Raw genomic sequence first — 17835 nt, 5'->3', positions numbered from 1 at the left:
ATAGAAAACTCTATGATTTTAAAATATTATATACAATCGAAGAAATTTGATAAGCTAGATAAGGAGGGACAGCGTTGCCTACTTGATGATATTGTGCTGTTCTAGTTCCTCTAAATAAATAATTATCAGGGAAAGTTTGTATACGTGCAGCTTCCCTGACAGTTAGGGATCTGCATTGAGATGGGTCATAGTGAATAAAATAATGTCCGTCTTTTGATATATGACTAGTTATTGTAGTTGCAGGTTTGTCAGGCACTTGTACCCTAAACCTATCCGCAAATTTACCAGATGCAACATTCGCATGATCCGGAAGAAGATCTTTACTGTGTTCAGCATAATCGTTTAAGCGTGGAAATCTATTATGTTTTTCAACGTATAAACTTGCAAATAAATACCTCATTAAATCTTGAGTTAAGTGTGAACGAGACTCATGATTTATTACTCCTTTTAATCGTTTGTCTGTATACCAATCTTTTAATATATGACTTGTAGATATTAAATTGTTGGATTTTAGGTACTCAGCGCCAGTACCAAATTCTATTTCTTTTGGACCATTAGCGAGTCCGTTTAATTCCAATTCACCCCATAACTTAATTTGCTTTATGTTTTTTGACATTTCCTTTAGCCAATTTTCACTGGTGTCAGGTAGATTTTTATATAATCGCTTAGGTTTGCCATTTCTATAAACTTCATTTAAATGGTAATGAGTGAAACTTCTGTTTAATCCACTTCTAACTTTTGGTAAATTACCAATAACTGATTTCAGTGTAACTTCAGTTTTCTCTTTCAAATATTCTCCCTTATGACTATAACCTCTTCTAATTCCCAAAAGAATTACTCTATGACGCTTTTGAGGAATACCATACTTCTCTGATTTTATTAAAAAATCTGAATCTTTAGAGACAGGCTTTACTAATGAATGTATTTCGTAATTATTACTGACTTTTAAATCTCGTTTCATCCAGTCAAAAACTTTTTCATTATCTACTTTAGCAGATAAAAGACCTTTGACGTTTTCCATTACAAAAACAGCAGGCTTATGCTTTTTAATGATTCTGAGATATTCCTGATACAAATAAACACGATGATCTTCCTTATTTATTCCTCCAACTCTTGAGCGTCCAACATTTGAATAAGCTTGACAAGGAGGACCTCCAATTAATACCCAATCCTTGTTTCCTTTTAATTGATCTTTAATTATTTGATCTACTTTTTTTGCAGTCCATGTTTTAGAACCTAATTCGATTAGTCTAGCTTCCTTTCTCGCAATATACCCCTCATCATAATTATCTAACATTTCTTCAATAAGAACTTCCCTTTTTGATAAATCAGCTTCTTTTAAAGCATTATAATATTGTTGAGGAACAGATTTATTCTTTTTCACGAACTGTCTATAAAAACTTCTTAATGTTAGTGTTTTATGCGCATTTATATCTTTTTCTATGGAAAGTTTAATATCAAAAACTGATTTTTTTTCTTTGTTTTTTAATACCATAAAGCCCTCTCCAAGACCTCCAGGGCCAGCAAATAAATCTATTATAGGTATTTGTTTAGTCTCTTGCATAAAAATGAGTAAAATAAAAAAAAATTAACATCAGTACAATTAAAAAAATTATTAATTGTAACTAAGAAAAAAGTTTTAATTATACATATTATTTTAATTTAACTTCTAATAAAACAAGAAGAATACTTCAATACACATTAATTTTTATTAGTTTTATTTTAACCTAACTTAAATATGAAGTTGAAAAAATCTATCATTACATATTTTTTAGTAGTGCTTGAAGTCTTAATATGTTTAATCATAGTTGGATTTATATAATGGATACTTCTGATTGAATTGGACTAGGTTTTGAATTTACTTTAGATCAAGGGACTGGAATGATTTCTAGTTTTCTATGGCAAATGACATGGAGGCTTTAGAGACGGATAAATTCTCCCTCGATCTATAGCTATTTTTATGAATGACATGCGTTACTTAATTGGTTTCGTTTGGTCTGTTTTCCCTTAAATATGCGCGTGTGATTTACTTGCTATATTCTATTACTGTTAATTCTTTTTGAATGGCTTTAGTAATCTTTTCGGGTATTTCTAACTCCGTTGCAAGTGCTGACCATCGTGGAATTAGGGCATGGACCTGTTTAATAATTCCTTTAGGGTTTTTAATAGCAAACTCCTCGGCCATAGTTAATAGGTCTTTTATTGTAATATTTGTGCGTTTACCGTTAATAGATAAGGCTCTGGAGGTGGTTTTAAACGTGAATAGCGGATTTAGGGCATAAGTTAGATCGTATGCGGGGGCTAAATTCCAGGTATTATTATCTTTATTATAGATAAAGCTATGGTTTTTTAAATGGTCGTCTACATTCTTAAACACAAGATTAAACACCATACGTTTGAATAGTTGCTGTATATCTTTATGAGGCACTTCTAGACTTAAGGCAACTTTGAAAACATTTTCATAGGATGAATTTTCAGGTTGACTTTTAAAGTCCCACCCCGTTAAACCAGTTACTGTAAGCACGTGCTGTTTTTCACCGTTTTGTCTGTCGTATCTAAGGGTTGCAAAATGTTTGTTTTCTATAAGCTTTGATGGCATCATATTTATGCCTGCTTCTTGGGCCAATAGGTAATAGGCATATTCTACTTTTTCTTTATTATACCCATCGCCATCATCCATATGTAATTTTACTAAATAGTGATTATAGGCGTCGCTAAATGCTCTATCACCAGCAATAATTTCCCCAGTTTCTTTATGTTCAGATATTAATATTTTAGGTCTTGCCCCACCCGCTGAGGTTCCTATTTTGAATACATTAAGTAGGGCTAATTCGCTGAGGTTTTTACCTGTTGTGTCTTCTTTTAGTTTAAGAACTTTTTCTAAAATAGTAATTACCTCATCCAAGTTAACCTTAGTAGCATTAGGCAACTCTTTGACCGGTTTATATTCTAGTGCGCCCATACCACGGTCTGCCACATAGGCCAGTTGCTCAAGCGGCGTTACTTTTTGAATTCCTCGTGAGGTAAGCCATTCTTGGAATATTATATTCCCAAAAGTATCCGGTAAGGAATCGGCAATCATAGGCGGTAAGCCTTGAAAGGTATCCTGTTGGTATTCTGTGAATACTTGCGCTTGTTTAGTACGTTTGAAAATAAAGGGAAATAGTTTTGAATACTTACCCGAATCTAAGAATTCGGGGTTGTATTGAAAAACGGATTTGCCTTGATCTGGATCGTAGCCTAATTTTCCTATTTCTAGGCCAAACGCCATAAGCTCTATAATTTTATCTCTGGCCATTTATTAATAGAGTGATATATTGTTTTGGTTTGTTATGGTTTTATCTATTTCTTTAGTAATAGCTTGCAATAGCCCAAAATGATTTGCTACTTTTAATACATTGTCGAGTGTTGCATTTTTACCATTTTCGATGTTTTGAATGGTTGTGCTTGAGACCTCTAGAGCCTCCGCCAAATCTTCTCGAGACAGGTTGTTTGATTTACGAAGTGCTTTACACGCCTCACCAATCTTAATTTTCACCTCTTTTATTGTTATTACCTCTAACATATTATTACCATTATATTGGTTAAATATAGGGGTTTTGTGTAAAAATAACCAATTTATTGGCTAAAATATTTTTAATTTTGTGTGTTTGGTTTTTATATCATCCTTATATTTGTTGATTAATGCTTCTGCAATTGGTAGCATGGGTATTTTAACTTTATGGTTTGTTTTCTGTCGACTCGTTATTATCCATTGCCCACCATCAATTCCGATAACTAAATTATCTTCACTTAACTGCATAACGTCTATGTAGGATAGTCCTGTATAACAGCTAAAAAGAAACAGATCTTTTACCAAATCTAACCTCTCAATTCCGAAGTTTTTATCAACAATAGCTTGTAATTCATCATCACTTAAAAATTCGCGTTCAATTTTGATATATGTGGGCTTGAACTTTATAAAAGGGTCTTTTTCTATCCACTCCATTTTATAGGCCAAGGTTACCATTTTTCGAAGCCTTTGTATATGTTTCATAACGGTATTATTCTGCATCTTTTTTTGATGGTCTATCGGCTCATAGGTTCGCAGAAACTTTTCAAAGTCTACCAGAAAACGAAATGTAAGTTGCGATAAATAGATGTCCTGTAGTTTCTTTTTGTTTAGAAATAGTTTAATATACTTATGCGTCGTAAAGTAATTCTTTAAGGTGCCATAACTTAAAGACACACTCATTTGTGTATTATGATATTCCACTAATGTGAGCAAAGTGTATTCTTCTTTGTCTTCTCCTAAAAAGCGCACTTTAATGGATTGCGCCGACAAAATGACTTTTTCCTTTACAAGCTCATCATGAGCTTGATATATTCTGTTTTTAACCTCGTCTAGATACCGATTTAGTAAACGGGATTCATGGTTGTTTCCTTTTACTCTTCCTTTTGTTGGATCCCATAGGGATAAATCTACTTTACGATGTAAACTGATGTTTGCCCGCTTTCCATTTACAGTTATGCGTAAATAAACAGAAACTTCATTATTTTTTATACGAGAAGTACTTACCCAAAAGGATTGGGTAAATGTTAGATGTGATTGCATAGTTGTCGCCTTTTTTGTTAAACATTTATTCAAGACGAAAGTCAAATCAACTATCTCAATTACAGAATTTTAAGATCCAATTCGGTTAACACTTTTTTACTTTGCAAACTGTTAACCGAATTGTTAACCGAATTAAACCATATTAATTCAATTTATATGAACACCTAAAAAACATAAAACCTTGTAAATCATACAATTTACAAGGTTTTAATTTAATATGGTTTCCATATTTGTCGGGGTGGCAGGATTCGAACCTGCGACCTCCGCGTCCCAAACGCGGCGCGATAACCGGGCTACGCTACACCCCGAAGAATAAAAAAAGTAGTTTTAATAATTATAATTAAAGCCCTTTTATTATTACGGGGTGCAAATATAAGTTATTTATTATAATTACAAAATTTAGTTGGCTTTTTCTTTTTGCCTATCTTTTGCCGATTCGTTTTCTGCCATTCCTTTTTTCCAGTAAGAGTAAGCAAATAGTTCATTTTGCTCCCATTGCTTTTCTTTTCTTAAATAAGTTCTAATCTGTTTTACAGTTGCAAATTCGCAAGCTACAAAACCAAACTTTGAAGTTTCTGGAAGTTCTACTGCTTTTACTGCTTCAAATAATGCATTTCCATCGCCGGGGTTTTCATTATAAATCCATTTAAAATTAATGTCGGCTTTGGTTTTTAAGCTTTGCTTGTCTTCTTCAGTTTTAACTTCAATTATACAGTTCCCTTTTGCAGTTGAAGGCAGGTTTTCTAAAATTACACTTAAAGCTGGTATTGCCGTAGCATCGCCTACGAGCAAATAATTACTAACTTCTGGAAAGAGCTGTTTACCGCTTATTTTCATGGCTACACCTAACTCATCTCCTATTTGTGCTGCATTTGCCCAAGCCGATGCTGGCCCTTCTTCCCCATGGTTTGCAAATTCTAAAACCAATTCGTTAGTTTCAAAATTAATTGCACGGTTTGTATAAGTGCGCATAAATGGTCTTACGGCTAATTCTGGTAAAATCCATTCGTTGGTTTCTTCAATATAACTTCGCATGTGTACCTTTTTCATGCCTTTTGGTGGAATAAATATTTTATTGTTATCGCCTAAGGTTGCACCTTTAAACAAACTTACATTGCCTGTGAGCACAACACGAATATAATTTGGTGTTACAAAGTTTTTTGAAACTACTGTAAATACATCTTGAACAATTTTAGACATAAAAAGTTTTTAAAAATTAATATTTACATCGTTAATCATAATCTCGAAAGATGCAATACCATCGCCAGATAAATACCAAGCTTCAGGATCTAGATAAACAATATTTCCGTTTTTGTAAGCTTTTGTTTGTTGTATTAAAGCATTTTCAATTTCAGCTTTATTAGTTGCTTTTTTATTAACTACAGCACTTCTATCTACAATAAACAAGTAGTCGGGATTGGCTTCTTGTATCAATTCATTTGACACCGCTTGTCCGTGTCTGTTTGTAGATAAATTTTCTAAAGCTTCCTTAAAACCAAATAAATTATGAATAACGCCAAAGCGTGATGCTTTTCCAAAGGCACTAAATTTACCATTATTAAATAAAATGATTAAAGCTGTTTTTCCAGATGCTTGCGCTTTAGCATTTAAAGTTTCTACCTTTTGATTTACCCTAGTTACTAAATTATTTGTTTCTTCTTGTTTATTGAACAACTTACCAAAAATTGAAATATTAGTTTCGAAAGACCCTAACAAATCACTTGGGTCTGATGTTAAAAATATAGTTGGAGCAATTCTAGAAAGTTCTGCGTAATGCTTCTCCATTCTGGCAGACATAAAAATAACGTCGGGTTCTAAACTATTTAGTTTCTCAAAATCTATTTCGAAAATGGTTCCTAGATTAGCAACACTTTCGTCATCTTTATAAGATTGTAAATACTTTGGCACATGACTTTTAGGAATACCAATAACATTAATACCCAATTCATCTAAATTTTCTAAAGACGAATAATTTAAAGCAACCACACGTTTAGGGTTTTTAACCACATTTACAGTTCCTAATTTATGAGTTATAGTTACGGTTTCTTTAGCAGGTTTATTAGCTTCGTCCTGTTTTACTTTGTTTTTACAAGCAACCAAAACCATCGCGCTTAAAAGAATTATTGCTTTATTTTTTATTGATTTATACATTGTTATTTAATTAAAATAGTTACAAATTTTTTTATTGTTATGTTCTAAAATTTCGAAATCTATATCGAATACATCTTTTAGTTTTTTGGGTTCAATTATATCTTGAGTTTTACCAAAATATTTAATTTCACCAGATTTTAATGCTGCGATATAATGTGAATATTGTGAAGCAAAATTTATATCGTGAACCACCATAATTATAGTTTTACCCTTTTGTTTACAAAGTGCCTGCAAGGTTTTCATTATTTGTACAGAATGCTTCATATCAAGGTTATTTAAAGGCTCATCGAGCAAAATATAATCGGTATCTTGAGCTACAACCATAGCTAGAAATACACGTTGTTTTTGTCCGCCACTCAACTCATCTACATATCTATCTTTTAAATCATCTAACTCCAAAAAAGTTAGAGCTTCATTAATTTTCTCTTGGTCTGTGGTATTTAATTTTCCTTGTGAATATGGAAACCTCCCAAAAGCAACTAATTCCTTTACCGCAAGTTTTAAATTTAAATGATTGGATTGTTTTAAAATTGAAATATGCTGCGCTAAAAGCCGTGTTTTATAGTCTTCAATATTTCTTTCGTTTATAATAATTTGACCATCATCTGGATTTAAAACTCGAGCTATAACACCTAAAAGCGTACTTTTTCCAGCGCCATTACTACCAACTAATGATATTATTTTTCCTTTAGGCAACTCTAACGTTACGTTTTTTACAACTGGTGTATTTTTATATGTTTTTGTTATGTTTTTTAGTGAAATCATAGCTTTTTTGCTTTAAAAAGTAAGTACATAAAGTAAATACCACCTACAAAGTTTATAATGATGCTTATGGTAGAATTATATTGAAACACTTCTTCTACAACATATTGCGCGAGTAATATTGAAACAACACTAACCATACAACATGCCGGAATTAAAATTTGATGTTTATATGTTTTAAAAAGCTCGTAAGTTAAATTTGTTACTAAAACGCCTAAAAAAGTAATTGGGCCAACTAAAGCTGTTGACACCGAAACTAAAATCGCTATTAAAAATAAAAACAACTGTGTTTTTTTAAAATAATTTACACCTAAATTAATAGATTGATCTCGACCCAATAACATCACGTTTAAGTGATTTGTGAAACAAAACACAACACCAAAACATAGTAATAAGGTACCACTAGCGTACCACAATAAATCGTAATTAATACTATTAAACGACGCGTATAAACTGCCTTGAAGCATTAAAAACTCATTAGGATCTATAATTAGTTGTAAAAAAGAACTCACCGTTTGAAACAGCGTGCCCAATACCAAACCAATTAATAAGAGCAGGTATAAGTTATTTTTCTCTTTTTTAAATAGCAGCTTAAAAATTACAAAAGCGAAAAGTAGCATGCATAAAATTGATAAAAAGAAGTTATTTTCCTGATTTATTACACGAAATGTTTTATCGCCATAAATAAAGATTATTACCGTTTGAAACAGAAAATAAACCGCTTCAAACCCCATAATAGATGGTGTTAAAATACGGTTACTTGTTAATGTTTGAAATATTACTGATGCCGTTGCCACAGCGCACGACACCACAATAATAGCCACAATTTTCACACTTCGTTTTTCTAAAGCATAATCCCAATTATTTGGCAAACCTATAAACAAAAACAAAGCAATTAACCCCAAGGTTAAAAGCAACAGAATACTCATTTTTTTGGTTATGGCTGTCATTGTTTTTTTATTAATAAGATTAAAAAACTAAAACCGCCAACAAGTCCTATCATTAAACCAATGGGCACTTCAAAAGGAAAAATTATTAATCGTCCTATGATATCGCAAACCAATAAAAAAGCAGCTCCAAATAATGCGGTATATGGCAAAGTAGCTTTTAAATTATCACCTTTAAAATGACTTATAATATTAGGGATTACCAAACCTAAAAACGGAATTATTCCAACAGTAACAACAATTGCACTTATAGTTAACGACACACATAATAAACCAATATTTAAAACAGAGCTATAGTTTAAACCTAGATTTAAAGATACTTCTTTACCCATACCTATAACCGTAAATTTACTGGCATAAACATAAGTTATTACTACAGCTGGCAAGCATAAATAAACAGCCTCGTAATTGCCCTGTAAAATTCCAGAAAAGTCGCCCATTAACCACGAACCAGACATGTCGCGAGTAGCCCCAACATCTTGTACAATATTAAATTTATAGGCAAAAAACGACGTTATTGAGTTTATAATGCCTCCAAAAAGTAATCCTACAATAGGTACAAAAACTATACTTTTATGTTTTAAATTATTTATGATTTTTATAAATAATAAACTTGCCGAAAACGTTACTAAAAACGACACTATTAACTTAACTAATGCTTGTTCTTGAGGTATTACAATTAAGGTTGTTAAAATACCTAGTTTAGCTGCATCTAAACTTCCTGATGTTGTTGGCGATACAAATTTATTTTGAGTGATTTGTTGCATTATTAAACCACAAATGCTCATTCCAACACCGGTAATTACTAATGCAATAGTTCTTGGAAAACGACTTATGGTAAGCAACATTACTTCTTGCTTGTTCCAGTTTAACACTTGTAATGGTGAAATGTTTTTTACACCTATAAATAAAGACACAATAGCCAAGACAAGTACTAAAGCTGCTAACCCAAATAATTTTAACGTATTATAGTTTTTTATGACGTTCAAAAAAAGTAATATTTAAAATAACCAATAGCCCCAACCTTAAAAGTTGGAGCTATTTATGAAAAAGGTTATGATTTATTTTTTTATTCTGTAACCGATAGTTTTCCTATAATTTTTACACTTTCAGCTTCAATACTAGACAATTGTGTTGCCGTTGCTGTTGCTGCATCTATTTCGTATAAATAGTTTTCGCCTTCGGTTGGCACTGCTGTAATTAGTAATCTACCGTTATCTACATCTGCGTAAGGTGTTCTAAATTCCCAGTTTGGTAAAGCATCTTCAGGGAAATTAGTTACCCATGTAAAAGTTTCTGCTTCAACATCAACTACCGCAAAACGATCGGCATCAATTCCAAAAGTTGCATCGGCGTTTGTACCAGGGTACATAGCTAGGATAAAAGTACTTCCTCCCATGTAATACGTTCTGAATAAGTTATAACCACCAGAAGCTTCTGTTATGTTGAAGAAATAATCGTCATCAAAAGCAAAATCACCTTGGTTAATTTTTAATATTCCTGAAGGTACAGTAACTAAATCTTGATCTGCATAACTTGTTTGCCCTGAAGAGAACACGTATAAATCACCGTTATCTACAACCTCTAAACCAGTGTCGCCTTGCGAGTATTTTTGTCCTGCAACAAAACCTGTTCTTCCTTCATCCTTAATTACTTGATTTAAGGTAAAATCATCATTAAAAACAACTACGTAAGTATTGTTATAATAATCTGAAGTAAATCCACTTGAATTTATACTTCTTGCTCCAGCAATAATATAACCTTCATAGTATGCTAAATCTGTAAAGTAAGCCGCTTCGCCTTCTTCAAGTAAATCGTCTGTTACAATAGTAAACTCTGTTGAAACATCTGTTGTTGGATCTACTTTATGGAAATATCCTAATTGATCTGTAGAAGTATCAGATAATCTATCTGAATATCCTAAAATTAAATAATCTCCAACTTCTTCTTTTATATGGGTTGATACATCTAGGGCAAGTTCGTTTCTTTTGGTAATTGTACCATCTTCATTTAAAATATATGAAGCTGTAGTACCTGCATCTTGTTGGTTATACAAGAAACCGTATAAAACTTGATCTTGGTAAAATGACCAAATTCTATCTCCTGGTGATTGTACAGCATCTACCGATGTTGCATCAAAAACAGCACTTGCAGAAATATCATCTCCAGAAACAATATAATCGTTTTCACTAGATGATGCTGCAATAACGTAAGTTGATGTTACTGTTGTATCATCATCGTCATCACTACCTCCAGAATTATCGTCGCTAGAACAAGCAACAACATTTAACGCTGCTATTATAACAGCAAATTTTAAATATTTAATAGGTGTTTTCATAATTTATATATTAGTAATTTAAAGTTTATCAAGAAAATATCGAAGCTTTACAGAAAAACTGCGTCCAGGTTTTTGTAAGCTATAATTGTCGTAAAGTTTTTCGTCTAGTATATTTTTACAATCTAGAGAGAGGTTGTATTTACCACGTTTCCAGCTATAGGTTAAAAAGAAATCGTGACTTACTTGTTCGGGTACTTCTGCTCTGTTTGATGCTTGATATGCATCGTAATCGTATAAGAAAGAATCTACATATTGCAACGTATAATTAAAACTTAATTTGCTTTGGTCTAGCCAAAAATTATTTACAAAATACGATGCATTAAATTGCCCAAACATAGTTGGCTGGTTTGGTAATGTAGATTTGTAATAGGTTGAACCTTCGGTGTAATTTTTAGGTTCTAAATACGAAAAACTTACGCCAGATGTAAAACGACTTTTATAAGAATAGCGCATTTCCATGTCTATTCCTGGTGTTTTCACGAGTTCGGTATTTTCGTAGGTCCCTTCGCCTTGAGAATAGGTAATATTTAACCGAATATAATCGGAAGTATAGCGATAAAATGCATTTACATCGAACCCCAAAACACTGCTATTAGAAATATTGGCATTGTAATTGAAACCTAAATTGTAATTACGACTGGTTTCTGGTTTTAAATCGAAATTGGCTACATAAAAACCAAAAACGGCTCCAAATAACTCGTCGCTTACAGGTAAACGACAGGTGTTTTCAAAATTAGCTTTAAGTTGTAAATTATCATTTAAAAAGTAAGTTGTTGTAAAACCATAACCAAATTTAGTATCTCCATTGGTAACAATTTCAAAATTATCGATTCCATTTTGCTGCGATAAGTTTAATAAAGCAGAGGCATGATAAGAATATACTTTACCAAATACCGATGTACTAAATTTTGATGAAAAATCGCTAGTTAAACCAACACCTAAAACAGTTCGGTTATTAACTCGAGGTTCATCGTTTATATAATCATCTTCAGCTTTTCTTTCATCGGCTTCACGCGAAAAGAAGTTATAAATATTATTAACGGTTAACTTATGCGTTTCATTTATTTGATAATCTAAATTAAAGTTTATGGTTCCGTTATTGTCTTCATAAATAAAATCGGAATAATTACTTTCTCCCAGCGATTTAGAAGTTTCCCACTCGCCTAACCAATTGTATTCTCTATCGGATAAATCGTAATTATGTCCGCCTCCAAAATTATAATTTGCAGCAAAGCTAAAATCTAGGTTTTTAATAAATAAATCGTCTTTCTTATATAAAAAAGAGGGCATAATAAGTGTAGAAGTTTGGTACTTTTCACCAAATGCTAAATTTAAATATGCAGGATGTTGAATTTCGTCGTACTCATGCCCTAAAGAAAAACCAAATAATAATTGGTCTGCAAACGGCTTATTTACTAACCCTATTTTGGCTATAACCGTTTCATTGTGATACACATCGTGAAAACGTCTTACGCTTTGAGTTTCTTGCGATAATAAATTAGTTTCAAAATCTTTTATAGTCGCATCTACATAATAATCGTTATCCGAATAATTTTGAAACGCACTAATTTGAGCAGTAAAACCACTTTTTGAAGTATATCCGGCGTTTACAAAACTTCTATGCGTGTTAAAACTACCGTAAGAATACGATGCATCTACGTAAGAGCCTTCGGCTTTTTTAGTTACAATATTAATGGCGCCACCTAAAGCATCAGACCCAAAATTAACAGGAACCACACCTTTATAAACTTCTACGCGTTCGGCTAAATTTATAGGTATATTATTAATTTGGAATGCAGAACTCATGGCGTCCATTGGCATACCATCTATAAAAAATCGAACATGTCGGCCGCTTAAACCGTTAATGGTTACATTAGTTTCAGAGCCTAAACCACCCACTTCTTGTATTTTAACTCCAGAGGCGCGCTCTAAAAGTTCCGACATACCAACTGTGGCATTATGAAACGGTTTAGCATCAATAGCTACGGCATTAAAACCAGATTCTTCAATTTTTCTAACTTCGCTTTTACCTATTATTACAACATCATCGAGTGCGTAATCTGGATCTACTTCTAGGTTAAAATTTATGGTTTTGGCTTCATTTTCATTTAAAACAACAGTTATGTTTTGCTTAAGATACCCCACTGCAGAACATACTAAGGTATAAGTTCCAGAAACTGATTTTAATTTATATTTCCCATCAAAATCTGTATATGTAGCATTACTGGTATTTTTAAAAAATACGGTTGCATTTATTAATGGTTCGCCTTCATTATCTAAAACAACACCATTTAATTCTGCATTTTGCGCAAAACTAATTTGTCCCCAAGAACATAAAAGTAAGATGTATAAATACTTTGTCATATATTCTTTTTTTCATCCGGTTTTAGCAAGTCATTAAAATTTTAGCTAAACATTAACACGCTTTTTTGACTTACGTTAAATAAAAATTTAATTTTGTTATTTAGATTTAGTTTAAATAAATGCAAATTTATTTGAAGTGTTTAAAAAAAATATAACGCGAATTGGATTAAAAAAGACGTAAAAAGAATTATTATGAAATCAGTTTTCCGAAGCGATTATTACACAGAAAAAGAAATAGTTAAGCATTTTGCTTTAAATAAGAAAACTAGTGAACTTATTGAAGAGCAAATAAATTACGAAAACCCCGATTTAAAGCTTAACATTCAAGAAATTTTACTTAACGGCATACAAATACGGGTTATTAACGAAAAAATTAACCCGCCTTTTGTTGTTGAAGTAGAACATGATTTTCCTTTTATGAAAATGCATTTCGAAATTGAAGGCAATAGTAAATACACACCCAAAAACAATAAAAGTTTAGCTGTTGATATTCCAGACGGACATTATAATTTGTTTTTCTTACCTAAAGTAAAAGGTACACTTACTTATAACAGCCCTGTTAGAAAAAGTGTAGAAATTAACTTTACAAAAGACTATTTAAAACGTGTTTTTGGTGAAGCTTTTTCTGAAGCTAGTTCTTCTTACGGCGAAGCATTAAAAAAAGATATTCCGTTTTTAATGTGGCAACAAAGCAAACCTATTACTCCTATTTTACACAGTATAATTCAAGATATTATTAATTGTAAGTTTGAAGACAGTATTAAAAAAATATACTTAGAGTCTAAAGTTACCGAAATACTAACCATCCTTTTTAATTACCTTAAAAACAAGAGTAGTTTTGAAACTAATATTGAAGAAGAAGACTACTTAAAAATTATTGAGGCTGGTAAAATTATTGAAGAAAACTTAAAAAATCCGCCTACAATTCCAGAGCTTTCAATTATAACAGGAATAAATCAATGTAAACTAAAACAGAATTTTAAACGTGTTTACAGAAAACCCGTGTTTAGTTATATTACAGATTTACGCATGGAAAAAGCTAAAAAACTTATTAGCGAACGTGGTTTTACAATTTCGGAAGCTTCGTATGAAATTGGATACAAAAACCCACAACATTTTACCGCCGCTTTTAAACGAAAATACAATTACTTACCTAGCCAATTAAAAAAAGTAGCTAACTTTTAAATTATAACATGAATTATAAATTTCTAACCATTTACCTGTTATTAACTCTTATTACATCAAATAAAATAACTGCGCAAAACAGTATTGTTTTAGGTGAAAAAATTGAATTAAAATCTGAAATTTTAAACGAGACTAGAGAAGTTTGGATTAACGTACCAAGTAGTTACAACTACACTATTTACGCACCAAAAAACTACCCTGTTTGTTATTTTTTTGATGGCGACACACATTTTAAAAACTTTTCGGCAATACAAGATTGGCTTACCCGTAATGTTTATGCTAGCATACCAGAAATTATAATGGTTGCCATTTTGCAAAAAGATAGAACCAACGAGCTTACGCCAACAAAAATGGAGACACCAGAAAACTGGAAAAGAGCCAACTTTTCTACCAGTGGCGGTAACAAAGCTTTTATGGATTTTATTGAAAAAGAACTTAAACCTTTTGTAAACAGTAACTACAGAACTACTAATTATTCTATTTTAAGTGGGCACTCTTTTGGCGGTTTAGCTACTATAAATTGTTTTGTTAATACCCCAGAATATTTCAATGCCTATTTAGCTATAGACCCAAGCATGTGGTGGAATAACGAAAATATTTTAACCAATATGGGCGATTCCTGGGTAACTAAAAACCATCAAAACAAACGCATTTATATTGCCAAAGCCACAGATTCTGGTTCTGGTGAAGCGCATCACAAAGCCATTTTAAAGTTATTTGATAAATTGAATGCAATACCAGAACCTGCAAATTTTAGTTTCAATTATAAAATCTACGAAGGTGAAGATCACGGCTCGGTTGTAATTCCTGCCGAATACGACGGTATACGTTATATTTTTAAAGATTATCAATTGCCTGTAAAAGGCGCAATGAAGGAACCTAATTTAATAGACGAGCATCTTATTAAAATATCTAAACAGTTAGGATATAAAGTTATTCCTGATGAAAAAACAATACATCAACTCGCTATGGTTTGCAAAAAACAAGGACTTATAGAGCAATATAAAACCCTGTTACAAAAAAACACCACATATTATCCGCAAAGTAAACACGCCAAAGAAGCTTATAAAAATGCGGTAAACGAATAAATTAATTTAATAAAAGCCTTGAAGTTTTAATTTCAAGGTTTTTTGTTTTATTTCACTTTTACTAAACCCTAATTTAATTACTACCTTTATGCTAATAAATAAAATTGGCATTGGAATTAACAAAAAGACTACTCTACTTATTACTGTTTTCAGGTTTATTTGGTTACACTCAAAATACCATAAATGGAAAAATTATTGATGCCGAAACAAACTCAGCTATAGCTTTCGCTGAAATAATTAAAACTCAAGAAGGAAACTCAATATTTTCAGATGTAAATGGAACCTTTCAATTAACCTCTTTAGGTTTATATACTTTTAAAAAGTCGGGGTATTTACCGGTAACTATTGAGGTATCTACATTTAAAAAAAAGGTTGTAAAACTCAATATAAACCCTTCAGAATTAAACGAAGTTATTGTAAACAGTAATTTAATTCCGCAAAGTTTAAAGCTAACCTCGGCGGCAATCAGCATTATTACATCTCAAGATATTGAACGCTCAAACAACATTAATTTTGTTTCAGTTTTAAACAGAACGCCAGGTGTTTTTATGCAAACTGGCTCGTTAAATACAAACAAAATATCTATTCGAGGTATAGGTGCTAGAAATCAATATGGCACATCAAAAATTAGAGCCTATTTTAAAGATATACCACTAACTAACGGTAGCGGCGAAACTAATATTGAAGATTTTGAACTTGGCAGCATTAGTAGTTTACAAATTACCAAAGGTGCCGTTTCTAGTATTTATGGTGCTGGTCTGGGAGGATTAATTCAATTAAACCCAAAATCGTCAAATTTCAAGTCTAGTACACTTTCAAATACATTTACTTTCGGTTCTTTTGGTTTATTTAAAAACTTGGTTCAATTAAACACCAACACCACTAAAACCGGTATAAATGCTATTTACAGTTATACAGATCATGATGGCTACCGCGATAATAACAACTATAACAGACAAACACTTACCTTAAATGCAAACCACTACATAAACCCAAATAACGAATTACATTTTTTAATGAGTTATGTTGATTTAAAAGCCTTTATACCAAGCTCGATTGATGAAGATAGCTATTTAAACACCCCAACGAGTGCTGCATTTACATGGGAAGCTTCACAAGGTCATGAAGATTTTAACCGAGGTGTCTTCGGGTTGTCTTGGGAGCATCTGTTTTCAAAAAACACAAAACAAATTACAAGTGTATTTACTTCATTTAAAAACAATTACGAACCCAGACCTTTTAATATTTTAACCGATGATAATTTGGCTTTTGGTATAAGAACACGAACCATTGGTAACACAAAATTGTTTAAAAACACCTTAAAATGGACCACTGGAATCGAGTTATTTACAGATAATTACGCTTACAAAACTTTTGAAAATTTATATGAATCTTTTCCGCCTAACACAGGCAGTGTAAAAGGTGAAGAACTTTCAAATTTTAAAGAAAATCGTAGCTATTTCAATCTTTTTTTTGAAGCCAACCAAAATATAAACGATGATACAGTGTTAAACTTTGGCATTAATTTGAATCAGACTTGGTATAATTTAGAAGATAATTTTCCAGCTTCAAACGAAAACCCGGACCAATCGGGCTCATATAATTATAAAACCATTTTTTCTCCAAAATTGGGCATTACGCATCAATTTCATAAAAACACATCTGTTTATGCAAGTGTAAGTCACGGTTTTTCACCAATAACACTATCTGAAACCTTATTACCAAACGGACAAATAAATAACGACCTAAAACCTGAAACCGCTTGGGACTACGAAATTGGAACTCGACATTCCTTTTATAATAATAAGCTTCAATTAAACTCATCCATTTACAGTTTACAAGTTAAAAATTTACTGGTTGCCCGCCGAACTTCCGAAGATGAATACATTGGTATAAATGCCGGAAAAACGCAACATAATGGCCTAGAACTTAATTTGAATTATCAACTTATTTCAAATTCACAAATTCAAATTGCAACAACCTCAAATTTTACTTTAAACCACTATAAGTTTAAAGATTTTATAGATGATGAAAACGATTATTCTGGCAATGAAGTAACCGGTGTTCCAAAGAATATGTTTAACTTTATTGTAGATTTTAATAGTATGCTTGGAATATACGGAAACATTAATTTTCAACATGTTGGCAAAATACCAGTAACAGATGCAAACACGCTTTATTCAAAAAATTACAACCTAACACATAGTAAATTTGGTTTTAAAAAGGCATTAGGCAAAAAACTTAAAACCGATATTTTTGTTGGCATAAATAATATTTTTAACACAAAATATGCATCACAAATTTTAATAAATGCCACTGGTTTTGGCGCAAGCGCACCAAGATATTATTACCCAGGCAATCCCGTAAATTATTTTTGCGGTGCCAACTTAAAATATCAATTTTAAT

The 17835-nt window shown here is 31.8% G+C and carries 14 protein-coding genes and 1 tRNA gene; 3 read left to right on the top strand and 12 right to left on the bottom strand.

Annotated elements, in window-relative coordinates:
• Window positions 1-10 precede the first annotated feature (10 nt).
• From LG649_RS14320 to LG649_RS14265, 12 genes are all read right to left on the bottom strand, one after another.
• On the bottom strand, window positions 11-1564 hold the full coding sequence (locus tag LG649_RS14320; protein ID WP_226544508.1) for a DNA cytosine methyltransferase: 1554 nt from the start codon (window positions 1562-1564) through the stop codon (window positions 11-13).
• 462 nt (window positions 1565-2026) lie between these two features.
• Window positions 2027-3298 carry a type II toxin-antitoxin system HipA family toxin gene (locus LG649_RS14315; RefSeq protein WP_226544507.1) on the bottom strand — a complete coding sequence of 424 codons (1272 nt, stop codon included), beginning with the start codon at window positions 3296-3298 and terminating at the stop codon, window positions 2027-2029.
• Between the two features lie 3 nt (window positions 3299-3301).
• A complete protein-coding gene (locus tag LG649_RS14310; protein WP_226544506.1) occupies window positions 3302-3538 on the bottom strand; it encodes a helix-turn-helix transcriptional regulator in 237 nt (78 codons plus the stop codon).
• Between the two features lie 87 nt (window positions 3539-3625).
• Entirely contained in the window at window positions 3626-4594 is a 969-nt protein-coding gene (locus tag LG649_RS14305) for a site-specific integrase (protein ID WP_226544505.1), read from the bottom strand.
• Between the two features lie 233 nt (window positions 4595-4827).
• Window positions 4828-4902, bottom strand: a tRNA-Pro gene (locus LG649_RS14300).
• Window positions 4903-4993: 91 nt separating this feature from the next.
• Window positions 4994-5794: a siderophore-interacting protein gene (locus LG649_RS14295; RefSeq protein WP_226544504.1), complete on the bottom strand. Its 801-nt coding sequence runs from the start codon at window positions 5792-5794 to the stop codon at window positions 4994-4996.
• 9 nt (window positions 5795-5803) lie between these two features.
• The gene (locus tag LG649_RS14290) at window positions 5804-6745 is read right to left on the bottom strand and encodes a siderophore ABC transporter substrate-binding protein (protein WP_226544503.1); all 942 of its coding nucleotides are present in this window, start codon (window positions 6743-6745) and stop codon (window positions 5804-5806) included.
• Between the two features lie 6 nt (window positions 6746-6751).
• Window positions 6752-7510 carry an iron ABC transporter ATP-binding protein gene (locus tag LG649_RS14285; protein ID WP_226544502.1) on the bottom strand — a complete coding sequence of 253 codons (759 nt, stop codon included), beginning with the start codon at window positions 7508-7510 and terminating at the stop codon, window positions 6752-6754.
• A complete protein-coding gene (locus LG649_RS14280) occupies window positions 7507-8457 on the bottom strand; it encodes an iron chelate uptake ABC transporter family permease subunit (protein WP_226544501.1) in 951 nt (316 codons plus the stop codon). The genes LG649_RS14285 and LG649_RS14280 overlap by 4 nt, the downstream gene beginning before the upstream one ends.
• Window positions 8454-9443 carry an ABC transporter permease gene (locus LG649_RS14275; RefSeq protein ID WP_226544500.1) on the bottom strand — a complete coding sequence of 330 codons (990 nt, stop codon included), beginning with the start codon at window positions 9441-9443 and terminating at the stop codon, window positions 8454-8456. Before LG649_RS14275 ends, LG649_RS14280 begins: the two co-directional genes overlap by 4 nt.
• An 80-nt stretch (window positions 9444-9523) precedes the next feature.
• Complete coding sequence (locus tag LG649_RS14270; protein ID WP_226544499.1) at window positions 9524-10792, bottom strand: DUF4374 domain-containing protein; 1269 nt, start codon at window positions 10790-10792, stop codon at window positions 9524-9526.
• Window positions 10793-10810: 18 nt separating this feature from the next.
• Window positions 10811-13156, bottom strand: coding sequence for a TonB-dependent receptor (locus tag LG649_RS14265; RefSeq protein WP_226544498.1), 2346 nt, complete (start codon window positions 13154-13156; stop codon window positions 10811-10813).
• A gap of 192 nt (window positions 13157-13348) precedes the next feature.
• Here LG649_RS14265 and LG649_RS14260 point away from each other — a divergent pair, with 192 nt between their 5' ends.
• The 3 genes from LG649_RS14260 (at window position 13349) to LG649_RS14250 (ending at window position 17834) form a co-directional block, all read left to right on the top strand.
• Window positions 13349-14341 carry a helix-turn-helix domain-containing protein gene (locus LG649_RS14260; protein ID WP_226544497.1) on the top strand — a complete coding sequence of 331 codons (993 nt, stop codon included), beginning with the start codon at window positions 13349-13351 and terminating at the stop codon, window positions 14339-14341.
• A gap of 8 nt (window positions 14342-14349) precedes the next feature.
• Entirely contained in the window at window positions 14350-15429 is a 1080-nt protein-coding gene (locus LG649_RS14255) for an alpha/beta hydrolase (protein WP_226544496.1), read from the top strand.
• Between the two features lie 110 nt (window positions 15430-15539).
• A complete protein-coding gene (locus LG649_RS14250; protein ID WP_226544495.1) occupies window positions 15540-17834 on the top strand; it encodes a TonB-dependent receptor domain-containing protein in 2295 nt (764 codons plus the stop codon).
• Window position 17835: the final 1 nt, after the last annotated feature.

This window comes from Neotamlana laminarinivorans (genome assembly GCF_020523925.1).
GTDB classification, from domain to species: domain Bacteria; phylum Bacteroidota; class Bacteroidia; order Flavobacteriales; family Flavobacteriaceae; genus Neotamlana; species Neotamlana laminarinivorans.
The sequence above is the reverse complement of the archived record's forward strand: the minus strand, read 5'-3'. Positions and strand labels throughout refer to the sequence as shown.

Bases quoted from the DNA above. Each gene is read 5' to 3' on its own strand.
- LG649_RS14320 (WP_226544508.1), bottom strand. From the start codon at position 1,564: ATGCAAGAGACTAAACAAATACCTATAATAGATTTATTTGCTGGCCCT.
- LG649_RS14315 (WP_226544507.1), bottom strand. From the start codon at position 3,298: ATGGCCAGAGATAAAATTATAGAGCTTATGGCGTTTGGCCTAGAAATA.
- LG649_RS14305 (WP_226544505.1), bottom strand. From the start codon at position 4,594: ATGCAATCACATCTAACATTTACCCAATCCTTTTGGGTAAGTACTTCT.
- LG649_RS14295 (WP_226544504.1), bottom strand. From the start codon at position 5,794: ATGTCTAAAATTGTTCAAGATGTATTTACAGTAGTTTCAAAAAACTTT.
- LG649_RS14290 (WP_226544503.1), bottom strand. From the start codon at position 6,745: ATGTATAAATCAATAAAAAATAAAGCAATAATTCTTTTAAGCGCGATG.
- LG649_RS14285 (WP_226544502.1), bottom strand. From the start codon at position 7,510: ATGATTTCACTAAAAAACATAACAAAAACATATAAAAATACACCAGTT.
- LG649_RS14280 (WP_226544501.1), bottom strand. From the start codon at position 8,457: ATGACAGCCATAACCAAAAAAATGAGTATTCTGTTGCTTTTAACCTTG.
- LG649_RS14270 (WP_226544499.1), bottom strand. From the start codon at position 10,792: ATGAAAACACCTATTAAATATTTAAAATTTGCTGTTATAATAGCAGCG.
- LG649_RS14265 (WP_226544498.1), bottom strand. From the start codon at position 13,156: ATGACAAAGTATTTATACATCTTACTTTTATGTTCTTGGGGACAAATT.
- LG649_RS14260 (WP_226544497.1), top strand. From the start codon at position 13,349: ATGAAATCAGTTTTCCGAAGCGATTATTACACAGAAAAAGAAATAGTT.
- LG649_RS14255 (WP_226544496.1), top strand. From the start codon at position 14,350: ATGAATTATAAATTTCTAACCATTTACCTGTTATTAACTCTTATTACA.